Below are 25,846 nucleotides of genomic sequence, written 5' to 3'. Positions count from 1 at the left end.
GTCTCTCCGGATTCAGCCAAGTGCCTGGCTGGTCAATGCGAATGTTTTCAGTTTTCTGTCGGGGGCGATGTCGGCCTTCGGCCGGCGCATGGCGATGCCGCCACCGACATGGCCAAGACCTTTTTCAGCGAGCCAGGGTGCAAGGCCCGTATCGGCGGTGGTATCGACGCGCAGGAAGGCGCCGGGGCGCTCGGACAGGATGAACGCGATCAAATCTCTAGCGATTTCAGCATTTTCCGCCACAACTGGGCCGATGACTTCGCCGCGTCCGAAGGCGCGGAGCGCGGCAAATCCCTTGATGACACCCTGTTCCTTTACCAGCGCGAAACGCGCCCTCTCCGCAAGGGCTGCAAAAAGCGCCGTGCGATCCGCGCCGAAAGCCTGCGCATCAAGTGCTGCAAGCGTGGCCGGAGCGACGGTTTCTGCCCATGCCACATCGGCCGGCCTTTCCGTTGCGGCCGGAGTGCCCTGATGCTGAAGCACCTCGCCGAAAGCGGCAAAGCCCAGCTTTTCGTAAAGCGGCAGGCCATCAGCCGTTGCGACCAGACGGCACTCGCGATTTTCCGCTGCATCCATTGCCGCCCGCATCAGCTGGCGCCCGAGGCCGCGGCCGCGCATCGTTTCATCCACGATCACCATATTGACGGTGGCGCAGTCATTTCCAAGAAGTGTCGCCATCGCGGTTCCCACGACGCGACCGTTTTCCAGCGCGACGAAACCCTTGCTCAGCGAAAGGACGAGCGCCCAGTCTTCCCTGCGGTGCGGCCATCCTGCCTGACGTGACAATTCGACGGCGGCATCGAGATGCTCGGGTTGAAAAGACTGGATTGCGATGGGGCTGGCCTGCATGCCGGAACTCCGTTTGCTCTTGTTATTCATTGATAGACTGACGTCTGAAGAAGATTGTCCCGACAAATGGGAAGGTTCGATATGTTTCGCTGTTGCTTTTATCCGCCGCCGCATCTTATGCCGCCTGTTGTCCACATCCGGACTCAAACCGGGCATGGGCGACGGCTTTCGGTTTCTCCATACGCAACTCTCTGCCAAACTGGCGGCTGCATACGCAACAATCTGCTTTCGCGACCGGCAATTGCGGTGCGCCGACCGGACAAAGGCTTTCTATGATCTCATTATTCCGGCCACGCCCGATCCCCAAGCAAGGATGACGACGACATGACCATCTTCCGCCCGAAATACATTTCCTTCGATTGCTACGGCACGCTGATCAATTTCCAGATGGCCGAAGCGGCCCGCGATCTCTATGGCGATCGTCTGGACGAAGCGCAGATGCAGCAGTTCATCAAGAATTTTTCGGCTTATCGTCTGGATGAGATCATGGGCGACTGGAAGCCCTATGCCCAGGTGGTTCATAATTCGCTCTCGCGTACCTGCAAGCGCAATGGCGTTGCTTTCAAGGATGAGGACGCGACCTTCGTTTACGAGCGTGTTCCGACCTGGGGTCCGCATGCCGATGTGCCGGCCGGTCTTGCAAAGGTGGCGAAAGAGATTCCGCTGGTTATCTTGTCCAACGCCATGAATTCGCAGATCATGTCGAATGTCGAAAAGCTCGGCGCGCCTTTCCATGCGGTCTATACGGCTGAGCAGGCGCAGGCCTACAAGCCGCGCTTCAAGGCTTTCGAATATATGTTCGACATGCTCGGCTGCGGCCCCGAAGACATGCTGCATGTCTCCTCCTCCTTCCGTTACGACCTGATGTCGGCCCACGATCTCGGCATCAAGAACAAGGTCTGGGTCAACCGCGGTCACGAGCCGGCCAACCCCTATTACGGTTATGTCGAGATATCGGATATTTCCGGCCTGGCAGGCGTGGTTGGATTGTAAGGAAAGGTCGGGACCATGAAGTTCGTTTCCTATTGGCACGACACGGCGCCCCTGTTTGCGGGGGCGGCGCAAGGTCCCGTCGAAGGCCATTATGATGTCGCCGTCATCGGCGGTGGTTTCACCGGTCTCGGTGCCGCGCGCCAGCTTGCCAGGGCTGGCGCGCGCGTGGTGGTTCTGGAGGGCGAACGTGTCGGCTGGGGTGCCTCCGGCCGCAATGGTGGGCACCTCAACAATGGTCTTGCCCATTCCTATCTCTCCGCCAAGGCGGAACTTGGCAAGGAGCGCGCCATCGCCCTTTACCAGGCGCTGGATGATTCAGTCGATACGCTGGAGGCACTGATTGCCGAAGAGGGGATCGACTGCAATTTTCGCCGTTCGGGCAAGCTGAAACTCGCCTCCAAGCCGCAGCATTTCGAAGGTCTGGCGAAGAATTTCGAGGCATTGCATGGCGAGGTCGATCCCGACACGGCACTTCTGTCCGTCGCCGATCTCAAGGCGGAAATCGGCTCACCCTTTTATGGCGGCATGCTGTCGAAGAAGAGCGCCATGATGCATATGGGGCGCTATGTGGCCGGCCTTGCCGAGGCCGCCAGCCGTCACGGCGCGGTGATCTTCGAAAATGCGGCGGTGACGAAGCACATCCAGAACGGCAGGACCCACGAACTGGAAACCCCGCGCGGCAAGGTGACGGCCGACAATGTTCTGGTGGCGACCGGCGCTTATACGCCCTCCGGCTTCGGTTATTTCCGCCGCCGCATCATCGCTGTCGGCAGTTTCATCATCGCCACACGGCCGCTGACGGATGCTGAGGTTCAGGCCTCGGTTCCGGGCAACCGCACCTATGTCAACTCGATGAATATCGGCAATTATTTCCGGCTTGCCCCGGATAATCGGCTGATCTTCGGTGGCCGTGCGCGTTTTTCCGCCACATCCGACCAGCGTTCGGATGCCAAGAGCGGCGCGATCCTGACGGAAGCCCTGCACCGCATCTTCCCGCAGCTCTCTCATGTGCCGATCGATTATTGCTGGGGCGGTCTGGTGGATATGACCAAGGACCGTTATCCGCGCGCGGGTTTTCATGACGGCCTCTGGTACGCCATGGGTTATTCCGGCCACGGCGCCCAGCTCTCCACCCATCTTGGCATGATCATGGCCGATGCCATTCTGGGCCGGCCGGACAACAACCCGCTGAAGGGGCTGGACTGGCCGGCGGTGCCGGGCCATTTCGGCAAACCGTGGTTTCTGCCGCTGGTGGGCTATTATTACAAGATGCTGGACAAGTTTCAGTAACAGGGCTTTTTGTTCTTCCGTCATGCCGGACTTGATCCGGCATCCAGCCACCGCGCGTCTGCGCGGTGAAAGAGTCTTCTGCGATCAAGGACTTGATCGTACTGGACCCCGGATCAAGTCCGGGGTGACGGAGTGTAAATGCTGCGGCTTTTTCAGTTCCACACGCACAAAAAGAAGGGCCGCTTAGCGGCCCTTGAGGCGGGGAGAAAGGCCGAAGGCTCAGGCGAGCCCGCCGATGTGGAACGTCTTGATTTCCAGATATTCCTCGATACCGACCTGCGCGCCTTCACGGCCGAGGCCGGATTGTTTGACGCCGCCGAAGGGTGCCACTTCGGTGGAGATCGCGCCGGTGTTGAGGCCGACCATGCCGAATTCCAGCGCTTCGCCCACGCGCCAGGCGCGTTTGAGGCTCTCGGTGTAGAAATAGGCGGCAAGGCCAAAGGGCGTGCCGTTGGCGATGGCGAGCGCTTCCTCTTCCGTCTCGAAACGGAAAAGCGGCGCCACCGGACCGAAGGTCTCTTCGCTTGCCAGCCGCATGGCGGTGGTCGCGCCGGTCAGCACCACCGGAGCGGTATATTGCGGACCATCCGGCAGATCATGCGGCTTGGTGATGATCGTCGCACCCTTGGAGATGGCGTCATCGACATGGGCGCGGATCTTGGCGATGGCCGGTTCGTTGATCATCGGGCCGATGGCAACGCCCGGCTCCGTTCCGGGTCCGACGCGCATGGCATCGACACGGTCAGCCAGTTTTTTCGCAAAAGCATCGTAGACGCCCGACTGAACCAGAATGCGATTGGCGCAGACACAGGTCTGGCCGCCATTGCGAAATTTCGAGATGAGTGCGCCTTCGATGGCCAAATCCAGATCGGCATCGTCGAACACGATGAAGGGCGCGTTGCCGCCAAGTTCCAGCGATAGCCGCTTGATGCTGTCGGCCGCGCCGCGCATCAAAAGGGAGCCGACGCGGGTGGAGCCGGTGAAGGAAATTTTCCGCACCGTCTCATTGGCCATGATTTCGTTGCCGATATCAGTCGGCATGCCGGTGACGATGTTGATGACGCCTGCGGGAATGCCGGCCCGCTCGGCAAGAACGCCAAGCGCCAGCGCCGAATAGGGCGTGAATTCCGATGGCTTGATGACCACGGTGCAGCCGGCGGCAAGGGCCGGCGCAACCTTGCGGGTGATCATCGCATTCGGGAAATTCCACGGCGTGATGATGCCGCAGACACCGACCGGTTCTTTCAGCACCACAATGCGCCGATCCGGCGTCGGCGAGGGGATTGTGCCGCCGCTGATGCGCCGGGCTTCTTCCGCAAACCATTTGACGAAGGATGCGCCGTAACGGATTTCTCCCTTCGCCTCTTCAAGAGGCTTGCCCTGTTCGGTGGTGAGGATCAGGCCGAGATCATCGATATGTTCGATCATCAGTGCGAACCATTTTTCGAGAAGCGCTGCGCGCTCCGCATGGGTTTTCTTCTTCCATGGTCCGAAAGCGGCGTTGGCGGCTTCGATCGCCGCGCGGGTTTCCGTCCCGCCCATGTCAGGCACGGTGCCGATCACCGCCTGTGTGGCGGGATCAATCACGTCGACCACCTTGCCCGATGCCGCAGCCTTCCATGCGTCGCCGATCAAACCTGTCTGGCGGAAGAGGTCCTTGTCCTTCAATCCCTGCATCATCTGTCTCCGAAATCAGTCGAGTGCCGCGAGAACCGCAGCCGTTATGGCGTCCGTCTTGTCCTTGCCCGGCACGGTGCCAACGCCCCGGCCGGTCGCCGTTTCCAGCGCCGTCATGATCTTCGCCGAGGCATCCTTTTCGCCGAGATGCTCCAGCATCATCGCACCGGACCAGATGGCGGCGATGGGATTGGCAATGCCGAGATGAGCTATGTCAGGAGCCGAACCGTGCACCGGCTCGAACATGGACGGCGCGTTACGATCAGGGTTGATATTGGCGGAGGCCGCAAAACCGAGGCCGCCCTGAATCGCGGCACCCAGATCGGTCAAGATATCGCCGAAGAGATTAGAGGCGACCACGACATCGAGGCTTTCCGGGGCCATCACCATACGCGCCGCCATGGCGTCGATGTGATAGCTCGAAACCTCGACGTCAGGATATTCTGCCGCAAGCTTGTGGGTCACCTCGTCCCAGAACACCATCGAATATTTCTGGGCGTTCGACTTGGTGACGGAGGCAAGCTTGCCACGCCGCTTTTGTGCCTGTTCGAAGCCGAAGCGCAAAATGCGCTCGACGCCCTTGCGGGTGAAGATCGAGGTTTCGACGGCCACCTCGTCGTCCGTGCCCTGATGCACACGCCCGCCGGCGCCGGAATATTCGCCTTCTGTGTTTTCACGGATGCAGAGAATGTCGAAGCCATCGGCCTTCAAAGGTCCCTGCACCCCGGGCAGAAGCCGGTGCGGGCGGATATTGGCATATTGCACGAAGGCCTTGCGGATCGGCAGCAGCAGGCCGTGCAGCGACACCGAATCCGGCACCTGCGCCGGCCAGCCGACGGCGCCGAGCAGAATGGCGTCGAAACCGCGCAGGGTCTCGATGCCGTCCTTGGGCATCATCGCGCCGGTTTCCTTGTAGAAGGCGCAGGACCAGGGGAACTCGGTGCCTTCAAGCGCAAAACCGGAGGTTTTGGCGGCGGCGTTGAGCACCTGCCACGCGGCGTCCGTCACGCTTTTGCCGATGCCGTCTCCGGGAATAAGTGCGATGCGATGCGTTTTCAAAAGATTTCCCCTGTTACAGTCCAATCAGGACGCTTTTGCTCTTGCGGTTGGCGAGATAGGCCTCCCGCCCGAGGTCCTTACCGATGCCGGAGCGTTTGTACCCGCCGGTTGGCAATATGTGGTCGCGCGAACGGCCATAACGGTTGACCCAGATCGTTCCCGCCTGAATGGCGCGCGACAGGCGCATGACGCGCGAAATATCCCGGCTGAAAAGGCCTGCCGCCAGACCGTAGGTCGGATGATCGGAAAGCGCCAGAGCCTCCTCTTCCGTGCGGAAGGTTTGCAACGTCAGCACCGGCCCGAAGATTTCCTCGGTTACGGCGGGCGAGGTCTGGTCGACATTGGCGATCAGCGTCGGCTGGTAGAAATAACCGGGCCCGTCCATGATCGCGCCGCCCGTCAGGCACTCGCCACCATGGGCGACAGCTGCCTGCACGATGCCATCGATACGCTTGCGCTGTACCTCGGAAATGATCGGCGAATATTGTGTCGTCTCGTCCCATGTCGGGCCGGGCTTTACCGCCTTCATGCGGGCGATGATGGCGGCGGAAAGGGCATCTGCCGCCGCTTCCTCGACGATGATCCGTGAGCCGGCAACACAGGCCTGCCCGGCATTGGAAAGAATATTGCCGGCAATCGCTGCCGCCGCTTTTTCGATGTCGGCATCGGCAAAGACCAGCTGCGGGCTCTTGCCACCGAGTTCCAGCGTCATGGGTTTGATGCCGGTGCGGGCGATATTGGCCATGATGGCGGCGCCCGCAGCGGTGGAGCCGGTGAAACTGACCTTGGAGATATCAGGGTGCCCGGTGATGGCATTGCCGGTCACCGGCCCGTCACCCAGCACGATATTGATGAGGCCGGCGGGCAGCCCTGCCTTGATCGCCAGCTGCGCCATGAAAATGCTGGAGAAGGGGGTGATTTCCGAGGGTTTCAGCACCACGGCATTACCGGCCGCCAGCGCAGGGCCGAGCTTCCAGCCGGCCATGGAGACGGGGAAATTCCAGGGCGTGATCGCGCCGACAACGCCATAGGGCTCGGTCATGATCATGCCGAGGCTGCTGTCGTCGGTCGGCACCAGATCGCCGCCTTCCTTGTCGGCGAATTCGGCGAAGAAACGGATCTGCTCGGCGGTGACGGCGATGTCGCCGGCAATCAGCTGGCCCACCGGCCGTGTCGAGGACAGTGCCTCGATTTTCGCCAAGGTCTCGGCTTCCGCTTCGATCAGGTCGGCCCAGCGCTGCAAGACCCTGGTGCGCTCGCGCGGGCGAACGCCGCCCCAGTTGCTGCTCTTCAGCGCCGCCTTTGCGGTTTGCACCGCCTCGTCCACCAGCGTCGCATCCGCCTTCGGGCAGCCGGCATATTCCATGCCGTCCGATGGGCGGTGCATGTCGATGCCGTCTTTAGCCGGGATCAGCCGGTCGCCGATGAAATGGCCAATTGGCAAAGACAGGCTGTCTGGATCGAAGCTGAGCGTCATGGGAAATCCTCTGTGGATATGCCCTTAAAGCTAATCCCTGCCGCCAAGCGAAATCGACCGACTGTGGCGCGGGCGATGAATGAAAATCCCGTTTTGTTGCCGACAGACAGCGCAATCTTTTGCGGCGCGCTGCCCGTCGTGTGTTTCTGGCTGCTACCGTGAGCGACCTCAAAAAAACGCGGGTTTTACCTCATCCATTCACGGTGACGTAGATCTTGCGCACTGTTTCTATGGTCTTCCAGACGCCAACGAAACCGGGCTTCATGACGAAGCTGTCGCCAGCCGTATAACGCTGCGGTTCGCCGCCATCAGGGGTGATTTCGATGACGCCGGCCAGAATATGGCAAAACTCGAAGGTCTCGCCCTTGATGGAACGGCTTTCGCCCGGGGTCGCTTCCCAGATGCCGGTCTTTACGGTTCCATCGCGGGCTTCGTCCAGCGCCCAGGTCTTGAATGAAGGGTCGCCGGCAATCAGGCGTTCCGGCAGGGCCTTGGAGGCCTTCGGCTCGAAATCGGGATTGGTGTCGATGGGCTTGAGAAGCGGCATGGATTTTCCTTTCTGAGATGGGGGATGATCAATATCCGCGGCTGCGGTCAACGAGCCCGAGCGGCTCAAGGCCGGATTCGTATCGTTTGATATTGTCGACGACGGTGCGGGCGGCGGAGTGGGGCTGGGTGACGCTGGCAATATGTGGCGTCAGCAGGATTTTCGGATGGATCCAGAAACGATGGCCCTCAGGCAACGGCTCGGGATCTGTGACGTCGATCACAGCGCCGGAAAGCCTGCCGCTGTCGAGTGCATCTAGGAGTGCGTCATGGTCGAGCTGCCTGCCGCGCCCGGCGTGGACGAGAGTCGCGCCATCCGGCAGCAGGCCGAGGCGCCCGGCATTCAAAAGCCCAGCGGTCTCGTCCGTCAGCGGCAACAGGCAGACGAGGATATCGCTGGTGGAAAGAATGGCTTTCAGCCCATCATCGCCATGGTGGCAGGTGACGCCATCGATCTGGCGCGGAGAACGGCTCCAGCCGGCAAGCGGAAAACCGAAAGGTTTCAGTCGGTCCAGTGCCGCAACGCCCAGCATGCCGAGGCCGAGAACGCCGACCCGGCATTCCTCCGCCTGCCGCTGGCCCGGCAGGGCTTTCCATAGGTGCTGGCGCTGCTGTTCCAGATAGGCCAGCAGGTTGCGGTGAAGGGCAAGCACGCCGAGGCAGACATATTCCTGCATCATGCGAATGATGCCTTCATCCACCATGCGCACGACCTTCACCGTTTCCGGGATTGCATCGATGTGAAACTGGTCGACACCCGCGCCTATCGAAAACAGGATTTCGAGATTGCGGTAACGCGCGATATCCTCTGGCACCGTCCATGTAATGAGGTAACGCACCGCATCGGGATCGACAGTGGCGGCATCCATCGAAAACGGCAGGTCCGGCAGTTCGGTGGCGAGAGCCTGCCGGAAGATTTCGCCGCGCTTTGCGTCGGAATTGAAGAGAAACGTCATCTGAAACCCGTCGTTCGGTTAAGCGGCGCAGCGGCGGCCGAGTGTTTCCAGCATCGACTGGCTGGCAAAAAGTTCGCTCGCGGTTATGAATTCGTCCGGCTTGTGGGCGCGGCCGATATCGCCCGGGCCGCAAATGATGGCATCTATGCCCGCCGCCTGGAAAAGCCCGGCCTCCGTTCCGTAGCTTACGGCTGCGAGGTTGGCGGTGCCGGTCAGTTCCTCCAGAAGCAAAGCAAGCGGCGCATCGGCTGGAAGCGACAGGGCCGGGTAAGCGCTCATCGGTGTCCATTCGATATCGACGCCCGTTGCGGCGAGCGCTTCCACAGCGCTTTTTACCGGCTCCAGCAGGGCGAGCGGGGAGACGCCCGAAATTGCCCGCGCTTCCAGTTCGATTGCGCAATGATCGGGGATGATGTTGATTGCCTGCCCGCCTTTGACCGTGCCGATCTGCAAGGAGGAGTAGGGCGGCTCGAAGGTCGCTTCGAACGGTCCCCGCGTCAGCGTATCGGCGGTTTCGACTGCTTTTGACATGATGCCGGTCATCAGGTGAATGGCGTTTATCCCCTGATCCGGCCGTGAGGAATGGCCGGACCGGCCGTGCAGGGTGATGCGCGCTGCGGCCTTGCCCTTGTGGGCGCGAACGGCGCGCATATTGCTGGGTTCGCCGATGATGGCGCCCGCCGGCGGGGCACACAGTTCCGGCAGCTTGGCGATGAGATGGGGAACGCCACGGCAGCCCGCCTCCTCGTCATAGGAAAAGGCGATGTGTATCGGTCGTTCAAGCATCATGCGCGAAAATGCCGGCGCTGCGGCGAGCACAGTGGCGAGAAACCCTTTCATGTCGGTGGTTCCGCGCCCGTAAAGCCGGTCGTTTTCGGTTCTCAGCGTGAAAGGGTCGGAAGACCATTCCGGCTCTCCGGCCGGCACCACATCCATGTGGCCGGACAGGATATAACCGGCCCGATCGGCCGGGCCGAACGTGGCGAAGAGATTGGCGCGGTCACCCTCCGGTCCGGGCAGCAGCGAGACTTTCGCGCCCTGGCTTTCCAGATAATCGGCAATCCATCCGGCAATATCGCCATTGGCGGTGCCGACAACGGACGGGAAGGCGACGAGACGCTCAAGGATTTCGATTGCGTTCATGGTCGTCCCCGCTGGTCGTTCCCATTGGCCGCTGGCCGGATTATTCACCGCAGAAGCTTAGAGTGGCCGGCGGCGTTTATCTGCTGAAATGCCGATGATTTCGGTAGATTGTTGTGTCCTTCCAGTGCTTTCAGAAAATTCCTGCGGGCAGGGCCGGTTATCTTCGGATCTCGTGGGCTGGGCTGCGGGGACCTTAAGGTTCCGCACCGGAGGGAATGAGAGCCGTTTGCTATGGAGCTGCTCAAAGTCGATAGTTTCGAATTGCGAACCGTGGATATCGCCGAGGTGGAGGCCGATCATCTGCATGTCCTCTCCATGGCTGTCGGATGGCGGTATCACGCCAATGAATGGTGTTTCCTGCGCCAGTGCGGTGTGGGCCTTGCGGCGCTGGACGAGATTGACCGGGTTGTCGCAACCGCCATGCTTTTTCCCTATGATCAGGCTTTTGCGACGTTAGGCATGGTCATTGTCTCCCCACGCCTGCAGGGGCAGGGCGTAGCACCCTGGCTGGTCCGGCAGCTTGTGGCGAGATATCCTGCCGCCGCCTTGCGGCTGAATGCAACGGAGGTGTCCCGGCGGCTATTTGCCGGGCTCGGTTTTACCGGGGATACGGAAAGGGTGCATCTTCTGCGCGGCAAGGCCCGTTGCACCGCCGAGGCGCCGCAGCTTGGCAAGAAACAGAGGATCGAGCCAGTTTCGGAGCACCATCTCCCAGCCGTGGAATATCTGGACCGGACGGCTTTCGGCGTTTCACGCCGGGGCGTGTTGCAGCGTCTCCTGCGGGAAAACACCGGCTACGGCCTGTTCGAGGCGGATCGTCTGGCCGCATTCGCGCTGCGGCGGGCGGCAGGGCGGGGCCACATCATCGGACCGGTGGTTGCGGAGGGGGAAGCGGAGGCAGTCGCGCTGGTCAGGCGGCATTTTGCCGATCTCGATGGGCAGCTTGTCCGGCTCGATGCCGTGCGTGATGACGGTGTTCTCACCGATTTTCTGGCGCAATCCGGGCTGGTGGTGATTGAAACACTGACGACCATGTCAAAAAATGCGCCGCAGCCGGCAGGTTCCGGCTCGGCTGGGATTTTTGCTCTGGCAGGCCCATCCCTGTGCTGAACACCTCGTTTCCCATCGACTTCATGTTACCCACTTTGGGTCCCTGCTGTGTGCGTGTCTTTGTCGCAGAAACGTTTCCATACCCTTGTGAGACATGCTTTGGCGATTGACGCTCCGGCTCTCGCCCCTTATGTGAGAAAGCGACGGTTCCTGCAGCCGAAAGGCGAAGGGATTAATAGGGAACATGGTGCGGGTGATGATGATCGCCCAATGCCGTGGCTGCCCCCGCAACTGTAAGCGGATTGCCGCTCATCCCCGTGACGCCTCAAGGCGTCATGCCACTGCATTCTGCGGAATGCGGGAAGGCAGATGAACGGCGCAAATCCGTGAGCCAGGAGACCTGCCGTCAAAATATGAACCATCGTTACGGGCGGGGAAGCCCGGAGGAGGAAATTGTAATGTTATTTCATAACATTTGGTTTGCGTCCCGTCGTTGTTCTCCGTACAAGACGTTCCGCTGTTGCTGCGCGTTCTAACGCCTGCGGCTCTGGAACAAGCGATTTAATTTCGACTGGAGAACACATGTTTAATCCTGGACGCCTGCCGGCCTATGCCGGCCTTCTGGCCGCGGCGCTTACGGCTTTGCCCGCCGTTTCCGCCCATGCTGCCGAAACGGTCTATCCCCTGACGATCAACAGCTGCGGTCAGGACATCACCTTCAAACAGGCACCGGCGCGCACGGTATCCGTCGGCCAGAGCACGACCGAGGTTCTTTATCTCCTCGGCGTTGCCGACAGGGTGGTGGGCACGGCGCTGTGGATCGGCCCGGTTCTGAAGGGTTACGAGGAAGCCAACGACAAGGTGGAGCGTCTGGCCGACAATGATCCTAGTTTCGAGGCCGTCGTCGGCAAGAGGCCGGACCTGGTAACGACGCAGTTCCAGTGGCAGATCGGCCCTGAAGGTGTTGTCGGCACGCCGGCGCAATTCGCCGAACTCGGTATTCCCGTTTACACCTCGCCGGCCGATTGCGTCGGCAAGGATAATTCCGGCGGCGGCGACGGCGTGCGCGAGACCGGCTTCACCATGGAGCTGATCTATCAGGAAATCCGCGATCTCGCCAAAATCTTCAACGTGCAGGACCGCGGCGAAGAGGTTGTCGCCGATCTGAAAAAACGTGAGGAAGCGGCCCGCGCCAAGATCGCTTCGGCGAATGGCAAGATTTCCGCCGTCTTCTGGTTCTCTAGCGCCGAACTGGATATCGACCCTTACGTGGCTGGCCGCCATGGCGCCCCCGGCTACATCATGTCGGCGCTGGGGCTGACGAATATCATCGAAAGCGATGAAGAATGGCCGACGGTCGGCTGGGAAACCATCGCCAAGGCCAATCCGTCCGTCATCGTCGCCGGTAAAATGGACCGCCGCCGTTTCCCGGCCGATGATGTTGCGGTCAAGCATAAGTTCCTCGCAACCGACCCCGTCGCCAGCATCATGCCCGCCGTCAAGCAAGGTCATGTATTCGATATGGATGCGCAGGCGATGAACCCGACCATCCGCACCATCGAAGGCATTGAAACGCTGGCCGAGGCGATTTCGGCTGCCGGCCTCGCCAAGTGAACGGTTTTTCCGTCCATCTCGGCAGGGCGGGTCTGGCTTTTGCCGCGCTCGCCCTGCTGCTCGTCGCGCTGATGGCCGGAGCGGCCATCGGCGAGACTGCCATTCCCTTCGATGTGGTGGCGAAAACCATCGCCAACCGGGTCTTCCATGCGGGTTATCCGCTGGAGCCGCTGGATGAGGGTATCGTCTGGAGCTACCGCCTCAGCCGCGCCGTTGTCGCCGCCTGTTGTGGTGCTTCGCTGGCGCTTGCCGGCGCGGTGCTGCAATCGCTTCTGCGCAACCCGCTGGCCGATCCCTATATTCTCGGCATTTCCGCAGGCGCCTCCACCGGGGCGGTCGCGGTCGCGCTTCTGGGTTTCGGGGCAGGGTTCCTGACCATGCCGGCGGGGGCGCTGATCGGCGCTTTCGTTGCATTCTCGCTGGTCAGCCTTCTGGCGGTGCGGGCTGGTCACGGCAATAGCGCCATCATTCTGGCCGGGGTGGCCGGCTCGCAGCTGTTCAATGCCATGACCTCGTTCATCGTCACCAAATCCGCCAATGCCGAACAGGCGCGCGGCATTATGTTCTGGCTTCTCGGCAATCTTTCCGGCGTGCGCTGGCCCGATGTCTGGCTGGCTTTGCCGGTCAGCATTGCCGGTCTTGCGGTATGCCTCTGGTATTCCCGGGCGCTGGATGCCTTCGCTTTCGGCGGTCAGGCCGCCGCCTCGCTCGGTATTCCGGTGCGCCGGACCTATGCGGTGCTGATCTCGGTTTCGGCGATCATGACGGCGGTGATGGTGTCGCTGGTTGGCTCCATCGGTTTTGTCGGTCTCGTCATTCCGCATGCGGCGCGCATCTTCGTCGGCGTTCGCCACGGGTTATTGCTGCCGGTCACGGCGCTGACCGGTGCTGTTTTCATGATCGTTGCCGATATTCTCTCGCGCATCGTCATTCCCGGTCAGGTGCTGCCGATCGGGGTCATCACCGCGCTCGTCGGTGCGCCCGCCTTCGCCTTCATTCTCGGGCAGAAAAGGGGGCGGTCATGAAATTATCTGCCCATGACCTGCATTTCCATGCCGGCAATGTCGATATTGTCCGTGGCGTGTCTCTCGATGTCGGTTCCGGCGAGTTTCTGGGCATTATCGGCCCGAATGGTTCCGGCAAAAGCACGCTGCTTTCCATGTTGGCAGGCATCCGCAAGCCGCGCCGTGGCCACGTCACGCTTGGTGACGATGCCCTTGCCTCTTTCGGACGGCGTGATCTTGCCCGTCGATTGGCCTTTGTGGAGCAGCAGGCAGAAACCACCGAGCGAATTACGGCGCGACAGGCGGTGGAGCTTGGTCGCACGCCCTATCTCGGTCCGCTCTCCGCCTGGTCGGCCAATGACGACGCCATCGTCGATGCAGCACTCGACAATGTCGATATGGCGGACAAGGCAGAACGAAGCTGGCACCACCTTTCCGGCGGCGAACGCCAGCGCCTGCATATTGCCCGCGCGCTGGCGCAGCAGCCGCATATTCTGCTGCTGGACGAACCTACAAATCACCTCGATATCGGCCACCAGATCGGCCTGCTCGATCTGGTCCGCCGGCAGGGGCTGACGGTCGTTGCGGCACTGCATGATCTCAATCACGCCGCCATGTTCTGCGACCGCGTCGCCATCATGCATCAGGGGCGGATGATTGCGGCCGGTCCGCCGCGCGAGGTCCTCACATCGGCGACAATTGCCGATGTTTTCGGGGTGCAGTCCGTCGTCACCACGGATGAGGGCGGCTTTTCCCATATTCGTTTTCTGCCGGCCCATGGAATAGCCGCTCAGACACAGAAAGCACTGGTACGATGATGAAATTGAAAAAGCTTCGCCTTGGTGTGCAGCCGCGTAACGCTCTGGCTGGAGTTGCATTGGCGCTCGTCACGGGCCTTCCCTTGCATGCCATGGCCGAAACCTTCGAGGTGAAAATGCTGAACCGGGGCGAAAAAGGCCCGATGGTGTTCGAACCCGATTTTCTGGAAATCGCCCCCGGCGACCGTGTGCGTTTCGTGCCGACCCACAAGAGCCACAATGCCGCGACCATCGACGGCCTGGTTCCCGAAGGTGCCGAAGGGTTCAAAAGCCGGATCAACGACGAATTCGAGACTGCTTTCGACAAGCCAGGCTTTTACGGTATCAAATGCTCGCCGCATTACGGCATGGGCATGGTCATGCTGATCAAGGTGGGTGAGGCGACCTTGCCGCAGAGCTACAGGACGGTCGACGTGCCCGGACGCGCCAAGCCCCGGCTGGACGATCTCTTCGAGCAAGCGGAAAAATGAGGCTTCTGCGCCGAGTTTCCCTCATCCGTCATGCCGGACTTGATCCGGCATCCAGCCCCGGCGCGTCTGCGCCGGGAAAGTGTCTTTCGCGATCAAGGACTTGATCGCACTAGACCCCGGATCAGGTCCGGGGTGACGGCGTGCGGATGATATGGATTTACCAAATCCATCACTTCCAAGGACTTGGCCAGAAACTGTAGTTCTTTGACTGCCCTCAGCCTTCCGCGGACATATCCGGCTTCACGGCGCAGACGGCATAACGGTGCTGCAGGCCGCGCAGGATGCCCTTCAGCAGGCTGAAATTTTTGGACTGGGCGCGATGGATGGCCTGAAGTTCCTGATCGACCGCGACGGGTTCGAAGCCCGTTGCGCGGAGCAACGCCGCGACATCATCCGCCCGCGCACCGCCGGAAAAATAGACCCGTGAAAGAATGCTGTTGAAGGTATTGCCCGGATCCGCCGGCTTGTGCGGCTGGTCCGGTTTCACGAGGCCGATGCTTTCCAGACCCGCGGCCAGTTTCTTGACGAGTTTTTCGCGCCAGCCGACATTGACGAAGTCACCGTCGACGATCAGCAGTCGTCCACCCGGTTTCAGCACGCGGAACCATTCGGCAAAGCTTGCCTGTGGGTCTACCAGTGTCCAGACTAAATGGCGGGTGATGATGACATCGGCGCTTTCATCCGGCTCCATGGTGTTTTCAGCGTCGCCGACAAAAAAACGGATGGTGCGCCCGCGGCTTTTCGCTTTCTCCCGGGCGAGCGCCAGCATGGTCTCCGACCAGTCCATGCCCGTGACCTGAAAGCCGAGATCGTCCATCAGATGCGAGATGACACCGGTCCCGCTGGCGAGATCGAGCGCCTTGCGGCCCTCTCCGGCACCCAGATGCTTCAGGATAAGCGCGTGCCAGGCGTCGCGTTCCTCTTCCGAAAAAATTTCGTGCCCGGGAGAAAGGTCGAAGGTCGCGGCGCGGCCCGACCAATAGGCTTTGATTTCGTCTCTCAGGCTGTCGTTCTTACCATATTGAATAGTGTCGATCATTGGTCTTCAGCTCATGCACCGGTCAGTTGAGAATGGCTCTAAAACATAAATGTTGACTAGTACAGTCAGAAAATAATACAGCCCCGCCAGTCAACACTGGAGAGCAATATCCGATGCGCATCTCAGCCAAATCTGCGGCACTTGCCCTTGGCCTTCTCGTATCCGCCGCCTGGCCGGCACTGGCCGAAAAGGTCACCGTCAAGGATGTGACGGGCAGGGATGTGGAAGTCAATGTTCCCGTTTCGCACATCATTTTGGGCGAAGGCCGGCAGATTTATTTCCTCGCGGCGCTCGACAAGGAAAACCCTTTCCAGCACGTGGTCGGCTGGCGCGACGATCTGGCGAAGGCCGACCCGGAAACCTATGACGCCTATCTGGCCAAATATCCTGAGATTGCCAAGCTGCCGACTTTTGGCGGCATGAAGGACGGCACTTTCGACGTTGAGCAGGCCGTTGCGCTGAAGCCCGACGTGATCCTGATGAATATCGACGCCAAGACGGCGACCGAAGAGGCCGGCTACATCGAAAAGCTCGCCAAGGTCGGCATTCCGTTGGTCTATGTCGATTTCCGCGAAAAGCCGATGGAAAATACCGAGCCGAGCATGCGCCTGATGGGCAAGCTGACCGGCAAGGAAAAGATCGCCGAGGACTTCATCAAGTTCCGTGCTGACTCCATCGCCAAGGTCACCGATACGCTTGAAAAGGCCAATCCGAAGAAGCCCGTCGTCTTCGTCGAGCGCGCCGGCGGTTATTCCGACGATTGCTGCATGTCCTTCGGCGATGAAAACTTCGGCAAGATGGTCGAACTTGCCGGCGGCATCAACATGGCGAAAGACATCATTCCCGGCACCTTTGGCACCGTCAATCCGGAACAGATCATCGCTTCCAACCCGGAACAGATCATCATCACCGGCGGCAACTGGAACGGTTACGTTCCCGGCGGCAACTGGGTCGGCGTCGGTTATGGCGCGGATGTGAAGGAAGCCCATCGCAAGCTGGAAAACCTGACCAAGCGTCCGGCCTTTACCGGCGTGCAGGCGGTGAAGGATGGCAATGTCCACGCCATCTGGCACCAGTTCTACAACAACCCGTACCAGTTCGTGGCCATTCAGGAAATTGCCAAGTGGCTGCATCCTGATCTCTTTGGGGATCTCGATCCCGAGGCGACCTTCAAGGAATTGCATGCCCGCTTCCTGCCGCTTGACTACAAGCCTGGCTACTTCGTGTCGCTGAAGGACGCAAAATAAGACAGGGACGGTGAAGAGGAGCGCCGTCCGTTCGATGGGTGAGACCGCAGTGATGCGGTTTCATCATTTCTTTTGGAACTCAATGAGGACTTCTCATGCGGCTCAATGCTCTGAGGCATCTTGCGGTGCTGGCCTTCTCTCTTCTCGCCATGGCGGCCCATGCAGGCGAGATCACCGATGTCACCGGCCGCAAGGTCGAACTGGACCTGCCTGCCAAGCGTGTCATCGTTGGCGAAGCCCGCCAGATCCACGTCATTGCGGCGCTGAAGGGCGACAAGACCTTCGAAAACATCGTCGGCTGGCGTGACGATCTGCTCAAGAAAGACCCCGACAGCTACACGGCCTATGTCGAGCGTTTTCCGCAGATCGAGAAACTGCCGCCCTTCGGTTATCTGCCGCAGGGTGACTTCAGCCTGGAAACGGCGATCACCCTTTCTCCTGATGTGATCACCCTCAATCTGGAAACGGAAAAAACCGCCAAGGAAAGTGGTTTCGAAGAGAAGGCTGCCGCTGCCGGCATCAAGATTGTTTATCTCGATTTCCGCATCGATCCCGATAAGAACAGCGAAGCTTCGATCGAAATTCTTGGAAAACTGTTCGGTGCGGAAGAGCGCGCCCAGGAATTCATCGCCTATCGCCGGGCTGAAATCGCCCGCGTGACCGACCGGCTCGCCAGCGTCAAGGACCTGAAGCGCCCGAATGTCTTTATCGAGCGTTCGCCCGGCATTTCCGGCGAGAACAATTGCTGCCGCACCTTTGGGCCCGCCAATTTCGGCGCGATGGTCGATCTGGCCGGTGGTCACAATATTGCCGACGGCATCATCAAGACGACCTTCGGTGATCTCAATCCCGAGCAGCTGGTCGTCGCTGATCCTGACCATGTCATCGTCACCGGCTCGAACTGGGCGGCGGAATCCGACATCAACCAGTTCGTTCCCCTTGGACTTGGCGCAGACACGGCGCTTTCGCGCGAGCGGCTGGCCAATCTGATGACACGTACGCCGTTTCCGGAACTGAAGGCGGTCAAGCAGGGCAATGTCCATGCCGTCTGGCACCAGTTCTATGGCGCTCCTTATGAGTTTTTGCCGATCCAGCGATTTGCCAAGTGGTTCCATCCGGACCTCTTCGCTGATCTCGATCCGGAAAAAAACGCTGAGGAATTTTACCGGAAGTTCCTCCCCGTTACCTACAAGCCGGGCTATTTCGCCTCGCTCGAAAAAGGTCTGAACCAATGAGTTCGCTGAATGAAAGCGCCGTTGGCGTCAGTGGGCGCGATCAATATCGCGCCCTTGCCGCGCGCAGGATCGTTATTCTTGTCGGGCTTTTCATCGCCCTGTGTTTCAGCCTGGCCGCGGATATGGCGCTCGGCCCGGCGCGCTACACAATTTCCGAAGTTCTGGCGACCATTGCCGATCCGGCCGCTGCTGCAAACCAGCTGCGGGTGGTGATCTGGGATATCCGTATGCCGATTGCGCTGATGGCGGTCACTGTCGGCGCATCGCTGTCGGTTGCGGGCGCGCAGATGCAGACCATCCTGTCCAACCCGCTCGCCAGCCCCTTCACACTCGGCATTTCCGCCGCTGCAAGTTTTGGCGCGGCGCTGGCGCTCGTCGGCGGCGTGGCGATCTTTCCGGGCGCCGTGCATTATATGGTGCCGATCAATGCCTTCATCATGGCCATGATTGCGGCGCTGTTCATCCATTTCGCCTCGACGCTGCGGGGTGTGACGGTCGAAACCATCGTGCTCCTCGGCATCGCGCTGGTCTTCACCTTCAATGCGGCCCTGTCGCTGCTTGAATATCTCGCTTCCGAACAGGCGCTTGCCGCCGTGGTTTTCTGGACCATGGGCAGCCTGACGAAGGCGACGTGGGACAAGGTTTATATCACTGCCGCCATCCTTCTCGTTACCGTGCCGATATTCATGCGCAATGCCTGGGCGCTGACGGCGCTGCGGCTGGGTGACGACAAGGCGGCCAGCATGGGCATCAATGTCCGGCGGCTGCGGTTGACGACCATGCTGACGGTCAGCCTTCTGGCGGCCATTCCGGTTTCCTTCGTCGGCACCATCGGCTTTGTCGGGCTGGTCGGTCCGCATATCGCCCGCATGGTGGTGGGTGAGGACCAGCGTTTCTTCCTGCCGGGTTCTGTGATCTGCGGCGCGCTGCTTCTGTCGGCAACCTCGGTCATCAGCAAGATCCTCATTCCCGGCGCCGTTCTGCCGATCGGGGTCATCACGGCGCTGGTTGGCGTACCGTTCTTTTTCGCGCTTATTTTCGGCAACAGGAGACGCGCATGGTAGCGCTCGCACTGAAGGATGTCGGTGCTGCCTACGGGCGCACCACGGTTCTCTCCAAGGTCGGCATCGATACGCTCGAAAGCGGCAGCGTGACGGCCGTTATCGGCCCGAATGCCGCTGGCAAATCCACGCTTTTCAAGCGCATCGCCAGCCTCATTTCCGGCCCCGGACTGGTGGAACTCTCCGATACGGCACGCGGCAATCGCGCCATCTGCTACATGCCGCAGGATACCGGCGCCAACGCGGTCCTGACGGTCTATGAATCCGTGCTGCTTTCCGCCAAGCAGGGGGGTGGCTGGCGCGTTCAGGACCATGAGCTGTTCGAGATCGATGCCATTCTCAAGGCACTGAAAATCCAGGATCTTGCCTTCCGCGGTCTCGGTGAACTGTCCGGCGGCCAGCGACAGCTGGTGTCGCTGGCGCAGGCGCTGGCGCGCAAGCCGGAAGTGCTGCTGATGGACGAGCCGACATCGGCGCTCGACCTTCACCGGCAGATCGAGGTTTTAGGTTTCGTCACCGAACTGGCCCAGAAAACAGGCATGATCGTGCTGATCGCCCTGCATGACCTCAATCATGCGCTGCGTTATTGCGAGAACACCATGGTGATCGCGCGTGGTGAAATGGTGGTGAGCGGCAGCACGGAAACGGTAATAACCTCCGATATGCTGCGCGATATCTATCGTATCGATGCGCGCATCGAACCCTGTTCGCAGGGCAGGCCCATGGTCATCGTCGACGGGGCTATCTGACAGCCGCCGGATCCGGCCGCATCCGCCTGCGGCCGCACAAATTCTTGATGATAATAGTCATGAAATATCTGTTCGACCGGCGGTTTGAATGTTAGAGATCGTGTGGAAAACCGCGACGCCATGCGGGCGGCCTGCAGTTTCGCTGATCCTTGAAATTTCTCTCGGTTGAGACATGGGCATACGGGAAGATGACAAGCGTTATAACGCTTACGTCGCGCATAGGGTCGACCTGATCAAATACGCCACCCTCATTTTGGGATCGCGGGCGGATGCGGAGGACGTGGTTCAGGAAGCGTTCCTGAAATTCGTTCCGGAAGCTTCCGGCAACCCTTCCAATCTCAAATCCTATCTCTTCCGCATCGTTCGCAATCTCGCCCTCGACAATCGCCGGCGCAGCCGGCAGGACCTCCGTGAACGGCCGGACGATACCCCGTTCTGGGGCGTGCCGCAGGATAATGGCACGCCGGAGGAACATGCCCTGTTCTGTGATGAAGTCCGGCAGATGCAGACTATTTTGGCGGCCTTGCCGGTTCAGGCGCGTGTGGCATTGGAAATGCATAGATTCGGTGGTTACAATATGGAAGAAATCGCGCGTCACCTCGGCGTGTCCGTGGCCAGCGCCCATCGGCTGATCAAGGGCGGCATTGCCGCAATTACCAAGGAAATGAAGTAAAGTTGTCCTGATTGCCGCATCCCGTGAAAAAAATCTCTCTCTCAAACGTCTTTATAGAAACGCGGAAGACGAGGCGGCTCCTCCGCCTAGCCAAAGGAACTGGCCGGGTTCAATGACCATTGATCCAGACAAGAAAATAGAATTGCCGAACGGGAAAGCGGAAGAGGCGGCCGATTGGCTGCTGCGTCTGCAGGCAGGTTCAGTGGAGCCGCGGCTGAAGGCTGAATTCGATCGATGGCTGGCATCGTCCCCGGCGAACCGTCTTGCGTGGGACCGGACGTGCAGGACCTGGCGAAACCTCGGTCTGGTCGAGCCGGCCTTCAGAAATCTCTGGGAAGACGCGCCGCACCTGCCGGAAAAGGCTGCAGGACACGTATCTTCGCGGCGGCGCTGGTCCGTGCGGCACTATGCCGGAGCGGCGATGGCTGCTGCGGCCCTCTGTCTTGCGGTGCTGTTCGCCCCCGCATTTTTCGTCCATATCAAGGCTGATTACCAGACCAGCACCGCTGAAAGCCGCACGATCGTGCTGGAAGATGGCAGCAGGGTGCAGCTTGCCGCAGCGAGCGCGCTTTCGGCGGATTTTACCGATGGCCGCCGCACTGTGAAGGTGCTGAAGGGGGAAGCCTTTTTTGACGTGGTGCCGGACACAACACGTCCCTTTGTCGTGGAAGCGAAGAACGTCACCGTCCAGGTGCTGGGCACGGCTTTCGATGTCGACCTGACGGATGGGGTGACCCAGGTTGCGCTTGCCCATGGTTCCGTGGAAGCCTCCTTCCACAACGCGCCACCAACCCGGCTCGTGCCGGGTGAAATGCTGATTGTCGACGCTTCCGGCGCGATCCGCAAAGAGAATGTTCCCGTCGAGGATATTGGTGGCTGGCGCAATGGCGAGCTTTACGTGGTGGATGCGACGATAGGCTCCGTCGTGGAGCAGATCCAGCGCTACCATCCGGCCTGGCTGACCATGGCCGACAAACGGCTCGCAGAGCAGCGGGTGACGGGTTTTTATGATCTGCGCGATCCGGATCGTGCACTGGAAGCACTGGTGGAACCCTATAGGGGCAAGGTGCATGCGATTGGCGGCAGCGCTCGCATCATCACCCGCTTCTGAAACTTTTCGAAACAAAAATAATATTTATTTTTCAGTAATTTATCAAATTTTCTCCAAAAGCCTGAAAAAAAACGCCGAGGCAATCGTCTTTTTGTTGAGTAATCCGGTCAAGATATGTCCGGAGCGAAAGACAGGAAGACAAAAGCAATATGCGCCTCCACAAATGTATGACGGGCCAGGGGAAAAAAGCGGGAAAGCAGACGCGCAGGGCTGTGTTGCTGGCGACGACTGCGCTCGTCGTTTCAATCTCGACGACGGTTTTTGCGCAGACAGGACCCAATGCCGCAAATGGCCAACGTGCCGGTGGCGAGCAGGGTGCGACGCGGCCGTTCAATATTCCCGCCCAGTCGCTGTCATCCGTCGTCGGCGCTTTCGGGCGGCAATCCGGTCTTCAGGTCACGCTTGCCACACCATCGGCCGGCAATGTGCGCACCAATGCCGTCACCGGCAGTTTTACGGTGCGGGAAGCCCTGTCACGGCTTCTGGCCGGTACCGGCGTCAATTTCCGCATCGCCGGAAATGGCAGAACGGTCATCATCGGCACGGGGCAGGCGGCGGCTGATCTCTCCGGGGCGGAAGGAACGACGGTTCTCGAGGAAATCACCGTGACGGGCAAGACCGGGCGCAATTCCATTGCCGGTACCGGGTATCAGGGAACGCCGGACTGGGTTTACGAAACCCCCGCCAGTGTGAGTGTCGTCAGCCGCGAGGCGATCCAGTCCGCCGGCGTGCGCAACACGCGCGATGTTTTCAACCGGGTTTCCGGCGTTTATGCCGGCGAGGGCAATGGCAGCTTCCCGACCGTTTCGCCGAATGTGCGCGGTTTGCAGGAAAGCGGCCGCGTGGTCGTCTCCATTGACGGTGCGCGGCAGAATGCGCAGCGTGGCGCGGCCTTCGGCGGAGCCACGAGTTACACCGCAAGTGCCGGGCAGGGTTACGTGGATGTCGCTTTCATCCGTGCCGTCGAGATCGATAAAATAACCAATGCGCGGTCGGGTAACGCCGGCTCCCTGGGCGGCAGGGTGGAATTCCGTACCGTCAGCGCCGATGACCTGATTGCTGCGGGTGAAAACAGGGGCGGGGAAGTGAATGTGTCCCGCGGTACCAATGGCTACGATTTTCAGGGTTCGGTTCTTGGCGCCGTTCGCTCGCCTGAGGGCCCGTTCTCCTTCGTTGCGGGTTACAGCCGCACGATCATGGATGAATACGAAATCGGGACCAGGGGAGAGGCCAGAAGCACCGCCACGACGATGAAGGATCTGCTTGGCCGCGATGGCTGGTCGAGCTTTTTCAAGGGCGAAGGCGATTTTGGTGATGTGCAGGCCTCGCTGTCGTGGATGCATCAGGAGAATGATTTCGTTCAGGGCGCGTCCGAGGTGATCGACCGGGAGAGCGTGCGCAATGACAGCGTCGTCGCGAAGCTGGACTGGGACCCCGAGAGCGAACTGATCGACTTCAAATCGTCGCTGTGGCTCAACGATAATATGACGCATGAACTGCGTGCGGCGCGTACTTATGCGGTCGAGACGAATCTTGACATGGGCCTGCGCAGTTTCGGCGGCAGCTTGGAGAATACCAGCCGCTTCGACACCAGTGTCGGTGCACTCAGCCTGAATTATGGGGCCGAAGCCTTTCGCGACATAGCGACGTCCGTCGCGACAAGTGCCAAAATCACGGAAAATCCGTCCTTTGCCAGCAGCTATACGTCTTTCAGCCCTGCCGGGCGACGAGATGTCGCCAGCCTGTTTTTGAATGGCGAACTGGAGCCGGCCGAATGGATCACGCTGAGTGGGGGCGTGCGTTACGACTGGTCACGCCTGAAGGGATCGGCGACCTATTATAGCGTCAAGGACACAACGGTAACGACAAGTGTGCCCTGTGAACTGGTGAGTAATCGTTATACGCCTTTGGAGTATTTCAATCAGGTCTTCCTGCCCGTAAATCCGCCCGTATGGGCGTCGCGTTATAACGTCTTTCTCGCCAGCGTCTGGCCGCGCGCATCGGCCAACTGCATGCCGGGTACGGGGATAACCACCAATACATCCGTCATCGAATATCCCTCGCATGAAGTTGACATCGATCGCACCTACAGCGCCTGGCTGCCCTCCGCCACCATCGAGCTGAAACCCGTCGACTGGTTCCGTCCCTACGTAAGCTACTCCCAGAGCCTGCGTCCGCCGACAATCCTCGAGGCATTTTTTGCCGGTGCGCGTCCGGGCGATAGCCCCGGATATGAATATGCTCCGAACCAATCTCTGCGTGCGGAAAAAGCCACGACCTACGAAATCGGCGCGAATATGAGCTTCGACGGCGTGCTGCTGGACAACGATTCCATCCGCATCAAGATGGCCGCCTTTCGTCGCGAGGTGAAGGACTACATCGCGCTCGGTCATCTCGTCACGGATCAGGTTCCCGACCGCACCTATACCAGCTTCGTCAATCTGGATGGCACGACCTATATGCGCGGGCTTGAATTCGAGGGCAATTACGATGCCCGCAGTTTCTGGATCGGCGGATCGGCGACGCTCCTGAAGACCGAATGGCCTGAGAAGACACAGGTTTTTTCCAACGGCACGACCACGACAACGGGCGAGATCGTCGCCTGGCCGGGCGATGTCGCGCCGAAGGTGAAGCTGACGCTGGATGGCGGCATGCGGTTCTTCGATGAAAAATTCTCGCTGGGCGCAAGGCTTAACCATGTCACCCCGACCCAGTCGCGGACGCTCGATACGGAGGGCAATCTGCGTGAGGTGACCGACCCTTACACGACGGTGGACCTCTACGGATCTTACGCTTTCAACGAGAAGGCAACGCTTCGCTTCGCTGTCAACAACCTGACGGATCGCAAATATATCCCGGCCGCCAGCGCCTATACGGCCCCGGGCCGCACCTTTATCGCGACGATGAACGTGAAGTTCTGAACCGTGGAAGAAATTCTCCGGGCTGGGTTGCAGCCCGTCCCGGAGATGAAACGCCTTCGTCACAGAACGAAGGTATCGATATTGGCCAGCAAAGGAGTACACCTATGGCTACCACAATTCAACTGACGCAGTCTTCCTCCGATCTGATCGGCTACCTCAACGGTTGGACGAGCGGTTTCGGTTCGACCTATGGTGCGTTCTACGACGCTCAGACGAGCTCTCTTGCCACCACCACCATCGATCCGAACACGACCTATGAGGCGTGGGGCGATGGCAGCACCGGCGGCAAGGGCATCGTCATGAGCGGCGCTCTGCAGTACTCCCAGGGCAACCTGACGGGTTCGGTCGACAGCATCGTTCTGGGCACCGGCTACAGCCAGTCCACCAGCGGTATCGCGGTCAGCCAGCAGGAACTGCTGATCGATCCCGACAGCGCCTACTCGCTCGCCGGCGCTCGCGATCTTCTCGATCTTGCCGTTTATCAGCTCGCCCGCTTCGGTTCGCTTGCCGGTTTTTATGATTACTTCGCGGCCACCGGCACCGTCATCGAGGATACGGCGGCCTCCAATACCCTGACCGGTTTTGCCGGCGCGGACACCTTCGTATTCTCCGGCGGCAACGACGTTGTGGCGGCTGGCCCGACCGGCACCTACGGCTACCAGGACGGCACGGATACGCTCGACGTTTCCGCCTGGGGCGCAACTTCGGTGGACGATTTGTTGTGGTATAATGATAGCGGAAATGCCGTTATCCTTTCGGCAACAGACACATCCGTCTCCATCACGCTCAATGGCGTCGATGCAAATGTGCTCGATGCATCGGACTTCATTTTCGCCAACGCATCGGCGCTTGCCGCGTAAAGGA

24 protein-coding genes and 1 riboswitch are annotated in these 25,846 nt (G+C 60.1%); of the genes, 16 read left to right on the top strand and 8 right to left on the bottom strand.

What is annotated here, in order from left to right; all coding sequences use genetic code 11:
- Nucleotides 1–12: 12 nt before the first annotated feature.
- Nucleotides 13–849: a GNAT family N-acetyltransferase gene (locus JZX88_RS11650; RefSeq protein WP_206913668.1), complete on the bottom strand. Its 837-nt coding sequence runs from the start codon at nucleotides 847–849 to the stop codon at nucleotides 13–15.
- Here JZX88_RS11650 and JZX88_RS11645 point away from each other — a divergent pair.
- From JZX88_RS11645 to JZX88_RS11635, 3 genes are read left to right on the top strand one after another with little or no spacing between them, the layout of a single operon-like run.
- Nucleotides 848–1,177, top strand: a complete 330-nt coding sequence (locus tag JZX88_RS11645) for a hypothetical protein (protein ID WP_206913667.1) — start codon at nucleotides 848–850, stop codon at nucleotides 1,175–1,177. The genes JZX88_RS11650 and JZX88_RS11645 overlap by 2 nt on opposite strands.
- Nucleotides 1,174–1,842: a haloacid dehalogenase type II gene (locus JZX88_RS11640; protein ID WP_206913666.1), complete on the top strand. Its 669-nt coding sequence runs from the start codon at nucleotides 1,174–1,176 to the stop codon at nucleotides 1,840–1,842. Before JZX88_RS11645 ends, JZX88_RS11640 begins: the two co-directional genes overlap by 4 nt.
- A gap of 15 nt (nucleotides 1,843–1,857) precedes the next feature.
- Nucleotides 1,858–3,132, top strand: coding sequence for an FAD-binding oxidoreductase (locus JZX88_RS11635; protein WP_206913662.1), 1,275 nt, complete (start codon nucleotides 1,858–1,860; stop codon nucleotides 3,130–3,132).
- A 219-nt stretch (nucleotides 3,133–3,351) separates the two neighbouring features.
- Here the strand turns inward: JZX88_RS11635 and JZX88_RS11630 are convergent, their stop codons facing one another.
- From JZX88_RS11630 to argE, 6 genes are all read right to left on the bottom strand, one after another.
- Entirely contained in the window at nucleotides 3,352–4,809 is a 1,458-nt protein-coding gene (locus JZX88_RS11630) for an NAD-dependent succinate-semialdehyde dehydrogenase (RefSeq protein WP_206913661.1), read from the bottom strand.
- Between the two features lie 15 nt (nucleotides 4,810–4,824).
- Nucleotides 4,825–5,868 (bottom strand): tartrate dehydrogenase, encoded by a 1,044-nt coding sequence (locus tag JZX88_RS11625; RefSeq protein WP_206913659.1) that lies wholly within the window; start codon nucleotides 5,866–5,868, stop codon nucleotides 4,825–4,827.
- Between the two features lie 13 nt (nucleotides 5,869–5,881).
- Nucleotides 5,882–7,345 carry an aldehyde dehydrogenase gene (locus JZX88_RS11620; RefSeq protein WP_206913657.1) on the bottom strand — a complete coding sequence of 488 codons (1,464 nt, stop codon included), beginning with the start codon at nucleotides 7,343–7,345 and terminating at the stop codon, nucleotides 5,882–5,884.
- 190 nt (nucleotides 7,346–7,535) lie between these two features.
- A complete protein-coding gene (locus JZX88_RS11615) occupies nucleotides 7,536–7,892 on the bottom strand; it encodes a cupin domain-containing protein (protein WP_004438300.1) in 357 nt (118 codons plus the stop codon).
- A gap of 28 nt (nucleotides 7,893–7,920) precedes the next feature.
- Nucleotides 7,921–8,847, bottom strand: a complete 927-nt coding sequence (locus JZX88_RS11610) for a glyoxylate/hydroxypyruvate reductase A (RefSeq protein ID WP_206913655.1) — start codon at nucleotides 8,845–8,847, stop codon at nucleotides 7,921–7,923.
- An 18-nt stretch (nucleotides 8,848–8,865) separates the two neighbouring features.
- On the bottom strand, nucleotides 8,866–9,990 hold the full coding sequence (argE, locus tag JZX88_RS11605; RefSeq protein WP_206913654.1) for an acetylornithine deacetylase: 1,125 nt from the start codon (nucleotides 9,988–9,990) through the stop codon (nucleotides 8,866–8,868).
- A 231-nt stretch (nucleotides 9,991–10,221) separates the two neighbouring features.
- On the opposite strand from argE, the gene JZX88_RS11600 reads away from it, so the two are divergent.
- The 5 genes from JZX88_RS11600 (at nucleotide 10,222) to JZX88_RS11580 (ending at nucleotide 14,946) form a co-directional block, all read left to right on the top strand.
- Entirely contained in the window at nucleotides 10,222–11,100 is an 879-nt protein-coding gene (locus JZX88_RS11600) for a GNAT family N-acetyltransferase (protein WP_206913652.1), read from the top strand.
- Nucleotides 11,101–11,227: 127 nt separating this feature from the next.
- Nucleotides 11,228–11,463: riboswitch (cobalamin riboswitch) on the top strand.
- 159 nt (nucleotides 11,464–11,622) lie between these two features.
- Nucleotides 11,623–12,654 carry an ABC transporter substrate-binding protein gene (locus JZX88_RS11595; RefSeq protein WP_206913650.1) on the top strand — a complete coding sequence of 344 codons (1,032 nt, stop codon included), beginning with the start codon at nucleotides 11,623–11,625 and terminating at the stop codon, nucleotides 12,652–12,654.
- The gene (locus JZX88_RS11590; RefSeq protein ID WP_110757893.1) at nucleotides 12,651–13,679 is read left to right on the top strand and encodes an iron ABC transporter permease; all 1,029 of its coding nucleotides are present in this window, start codon (nucleotides 12,651–12,653) and stop codon (nucleotides 13,677–13,679) included. The genes JZX88_RS11595 and JZX88_RS11590 overlap by 4 nt, the downstream gene beginning before the upstream one ends.
- The gene (locus JZX88_RS11585) at nucleotides 13,676–14,476 is read left to right on the top strand and encodes an ABC transporter ATP-binding protein (protein WP_206913649.1); all 801 of its coding nucleotides are present in this window, start codon (nucleotides 13,676–13,678) and stop codon (nucleotides 14,474–14,476) included. The genes JZX88_RS11590 and JZX88_RS11585 overlap by 4 nt, the downstream gene beginning before the upstream one ends.
- A complete protein-coding gene (locus tag JZX88_RS11580) occupies nucleotides 14,473–14,946 on the top strand; it encodes a pseudoazurin (RefSeq protein ID WP_206913647.1) in 474 nt (157 codons plus the stop codon). Before JZX88_RS11585 ends, JZX88_RS11580 begins: the two co-directional genes overlap by 4 nt.
- 214 nt (nucleotides 14,947–15,160) lie before the next feature.
- On the opposite strand, the gene JZX88_RS11575 is transcribed toward JZX88_RS11580, so the two are convergent.
- A complete protein-coding gene (locus JZX88_RS11575; protein WP_206913646.1) occupies nucleotides 15,161–15,985 on the bottom strand; it encodes a class I SAM-dependent methyltransferase in 825 nt (274 codons plus the stop codon).
- Between the two features lie 113 nt (nucleotides 15,986–16,098).
- Between JZX88_RS11575 and JZX88_RS11570 the strand changes: the two genes are divergently transcribed.
- The 8 genes from JZX88_RS11570 to JZX88_RS11535 all read left to right on the top strand — a co-directional run bounded on the left by JZX88_RS11570 (nucleotide 16,099) and on the right by JZX88_RS11535 (nucleotide 25,842).
- A complete protein-coding gene (locus JZX88_RS11570; protein ID WP_065117515.1) occupies nucleotides 16,099–17,232 on the top strand; it encodes an ABC transporter substrate-binding protein in 1,134 nt (377 codons plus the stop codon).
- 95 nt (nucleotides 17,233–17,327) lie between these two features.
- Complete coding sequence (locus tag JZX88_RS11565) at nucleotides 17,328–18,467, top strand: ABC transporter substrate-binding protein (protein WP_206913644.1); 1,140 nt, start codon at nucleotides 17,328–17,330, stop codon at nucleotides 18,465–18,467.
- Nucleotides 18,464–19,531, top strand: coding sequence for an iron ABC transporter permease (locus tag JZX88_RS11560; RefSeq protein ID WP_206913643.1), 1,068 nt, complete (start codon nucleotides 18,464–18,466; stop codon nucleotides 19,529–19,531). Before JZX88_RS11565 ends, JZX88_RS11560 begins: the two co-directional genes overlap by 4 nt.
- Complete coding sequence (locus tag JZX88_RS11555; protein ID WP_110757902.1) at nucleotides 19,525–20,277, top strand: ABC transporter ATP-binding protein; 753 nt, start codon at nucleotides 19,525–19,527, stop codon at nucleotides 20,275–20,277. The genes JZX88_RS11560 and JZX88_RS11555 overlap by 7 nt, the downstream gene beginning before the upstream one ends.
- Before the next feature lie 172 nt (nucleotides 20,278–20,449).
- Nucleotides 20,450–20,950, top strand: a complete 501-nt coding sequence (locus JZX88_RS11550; RefSeq protein WP_110757904.1) for an RNA polymerase sigma factor — start codon at nucleotides 20,450–20,452, stop codon at nucleotides 20,948–20,950.
- A gap of 112 nt (nucleotides 20,951–21,062) precedes the next feature.
- Nucleotides 21,063–22,061: a FecR family protein gene (locus tag JZX88_RS11545; protein WP_206913641.1), complete on the top strand. Its 999-nt coding sequence runs from the start codon at nucleotides 21,063–21,065 to the stop codon at nucleotides 22,059–22,061.
- Nucleotides 22,062–22,210: 149 nt separating this feature from the next.
- Nucleotides 22,211–24,982, top strand: coding sequence for a TonB-dependent receptor (locus JZX88_RS11540; RefSeq protein WP_206913639.1), 2,772 nt, complete (start codon nucleotides 22,211–22,213; stop codon nucleotides 24,980–24,982).
- A gap of 104 nt (nucleotides 24,983–25,086) precedes the next feature.
- A complete protein-coding gene (locus tag JZX88_RS11535) occupies nucleotides 25,087–25,842 on the top strand; it encodes a hypothetical protein (RefSeq protein ID WP_065117522.1) in 756 nt (251 codons plus the stop codon).
- The last annotated feature ends 4 nt before the right edge of the window (nucleotides 25,843–25,846 follow it).

It is taken from the genome of Agrobacterium sp. OT33 (assembly GCF_017313365.1).
In the GTDB taxonomy this organism is placed as follows: Bacteria; Pseudomonadota; Alphaproteobacteria; order Rhizobiales; family Rhizobiaceae; genus Agrobacterium; species Agrobacterium rhizogenes_A.
This window is presented reverse-complemented; position numbering and strand designations above follow the sequence as displayed.

What these genes read in the sequence shown, in the direction of transcription:
- JZX88_RS11645 (WP_206913667.1), top strand. Translation starts at nt 848, where the DNA reads ATGCCGGAACTCCGTTTGCTCTTGTTATTCATTGATAGACTGACGTCT.
- JZX88_RS11650 (WP_206913668.1), bottom strand. Translation starts at nt 849, where the DNA reads ATGCAGGCCAGCCCCATCGCAATCCAGTCTTTTCAACCCGAGCATCTC.
- JZX88_RS11640 (WP_206913666.1), top strand. Translation starts at nt 1,174, where the DNA reads ATGACCATCTTCCGCCCGAAATACATTTCCTTCGATTGCTACGGCACG.
- JZX88_RS11635 (WP_206913662.1), top strand. Translation starts at nt 1,858, where the DNA reads ATGAAGTTCGTTTCCTATTGGCACGACACGGCGCCCCTGTTTGCGGGG.
- JZX88_RS11630 (WP_206913661.1), bottom strand. Translation starts at nt 4,809, where the DNA reads ATGCAGGGATTGAAGGACAAGGACCTCTTCCGCCAGACAGGTTTGATC.
- JZX88_RS11620 (WP_206913657.1), bottom strand. Translation starts at nt 7,345, where the DNA reads ATGACGCTCAGCTTCGATCCAGACAGCCTGTCTTTGCCAATTGGCCAT.
- JZX88_RS11615 (WP_004438300.1), bottom strand. Translation starts at nt 7,892, where the DNA reads ATGCCGCTTCTCAAGCCCATCGACACCAATCCCGATTTCGAGCCGAAG.
- JZX88_RS11610 (WP_206913655.1), bottom strand. Translation starts at nt 8,847, where the DNA reads ATGACGTTTCTCTTCAATTCCGACGCAAAGCGCGGCGAAATCTTCCGG.
- argE (WP_206913654.1), bottom strand. Translation starts at nt 9,990, where the DNA reads ATGAACGCAATCGAAATCCTTGAGCGTCTCGTCGCCTTCCCGTCCGTT.
- JZX88_RS11600 (WP_206913652.1), top strand. Translation starts at nt 10,222, where the DNA reads ATGGAGCTGCTCAAAGTCGATAGTTTCGAATTGCGAACCGTGGATATC.
- JZX88_RS11595 (WP_206913650.1), top strand. Translation starts at nt 11,623, where the DNA reads ATGTTTAATCCTGGACGCCTGCCGGCCTATGCCGGCCTTCTGGCCGCG.
- JZX88_RS11585 (WP_206913649.1), top strand. Translation starts at nt 13,676, where the DNA reads ATGAAATTATCTGCCCATGACCTGCATTTCCATGCCGGCAATGTCGAT.
- JZX88_RS11580 (WP_206913647.1), top strand. Translation starts at nt 14,473, where the DNA reads ATGATGAAATTGAAAAAGCTTCGCCTTGGTGTGCAGCCGCGTAACGCT.
- JZX88_RS11575 (WP_206913646.1), bottom strand. Translation starts at nt 15,985, where the DNA reads ATGATCGACACTATTCAATATGGTAAGAACGACAGCCTGAGAGACGAA.
- JZX88_RS11570 (WP_065117515.1), top strand. Translation starts at nt 16,099, where the DNA reads ATGCGCATCTCAGCCAAATCTGCGGCACTTGCCCTTGGCCTTCTCGTA.
- JZX88_RS11565 (WP_206913644.1), top strand. Translation starts at nt 17,328, where the DNA reads ATGCGGCTCAATGCTCTGAGGCATCTTGCGGTGCTGGCCTTCTCTCTT.
- JZX88_RS11560 (WP_206913643.1), top strand. Translation starts at nt 18,464, where the DNA reads ATGAGTTCGCTGAATGAAAGCGCCGTTGGCGTCAGTGGGCGCGATCAA.
- JZX88_RS11555 (WP_110757902.1), top strand. Translation starts at nt 19,525, where the DNA reads ATGGTAGCGCTCGCACTGAAGGATGTCGGTGCTGCCTACGGGCGCACC.
- JZX88_RS11550 (WP_110757904.1), top strand. Translation starts at nt 20,450, where the DNA reads ATGGGCATACGGGAAGATGACAAGCGTTATAACGCTTACGTCGCGCAT.
- JZX88_RS11545 (WP_206913641.1), top strand. Translation starts at nt 21,063, where the DNA reads ATGACCATTGATCCAGACAAGAAAATAGAATTGCCGAACGGGAAAGCG.
- JZX88_RS11540 (WP_206913639.1), top strand. Translation starts at nt 22,211, where the DNA reads ATGCGCCTCCACAAATGTATGACGGGCCAGGGGAAAAAAGCGGGAAAG.
- JZX88_RS11535 (WP_065117522.1), top strand. Translation starts at nt 25,087, where the DNA reads ATGGCTACCACAATTCAACTGACGCAGTCTTCCTCCGATCTGATCGGC.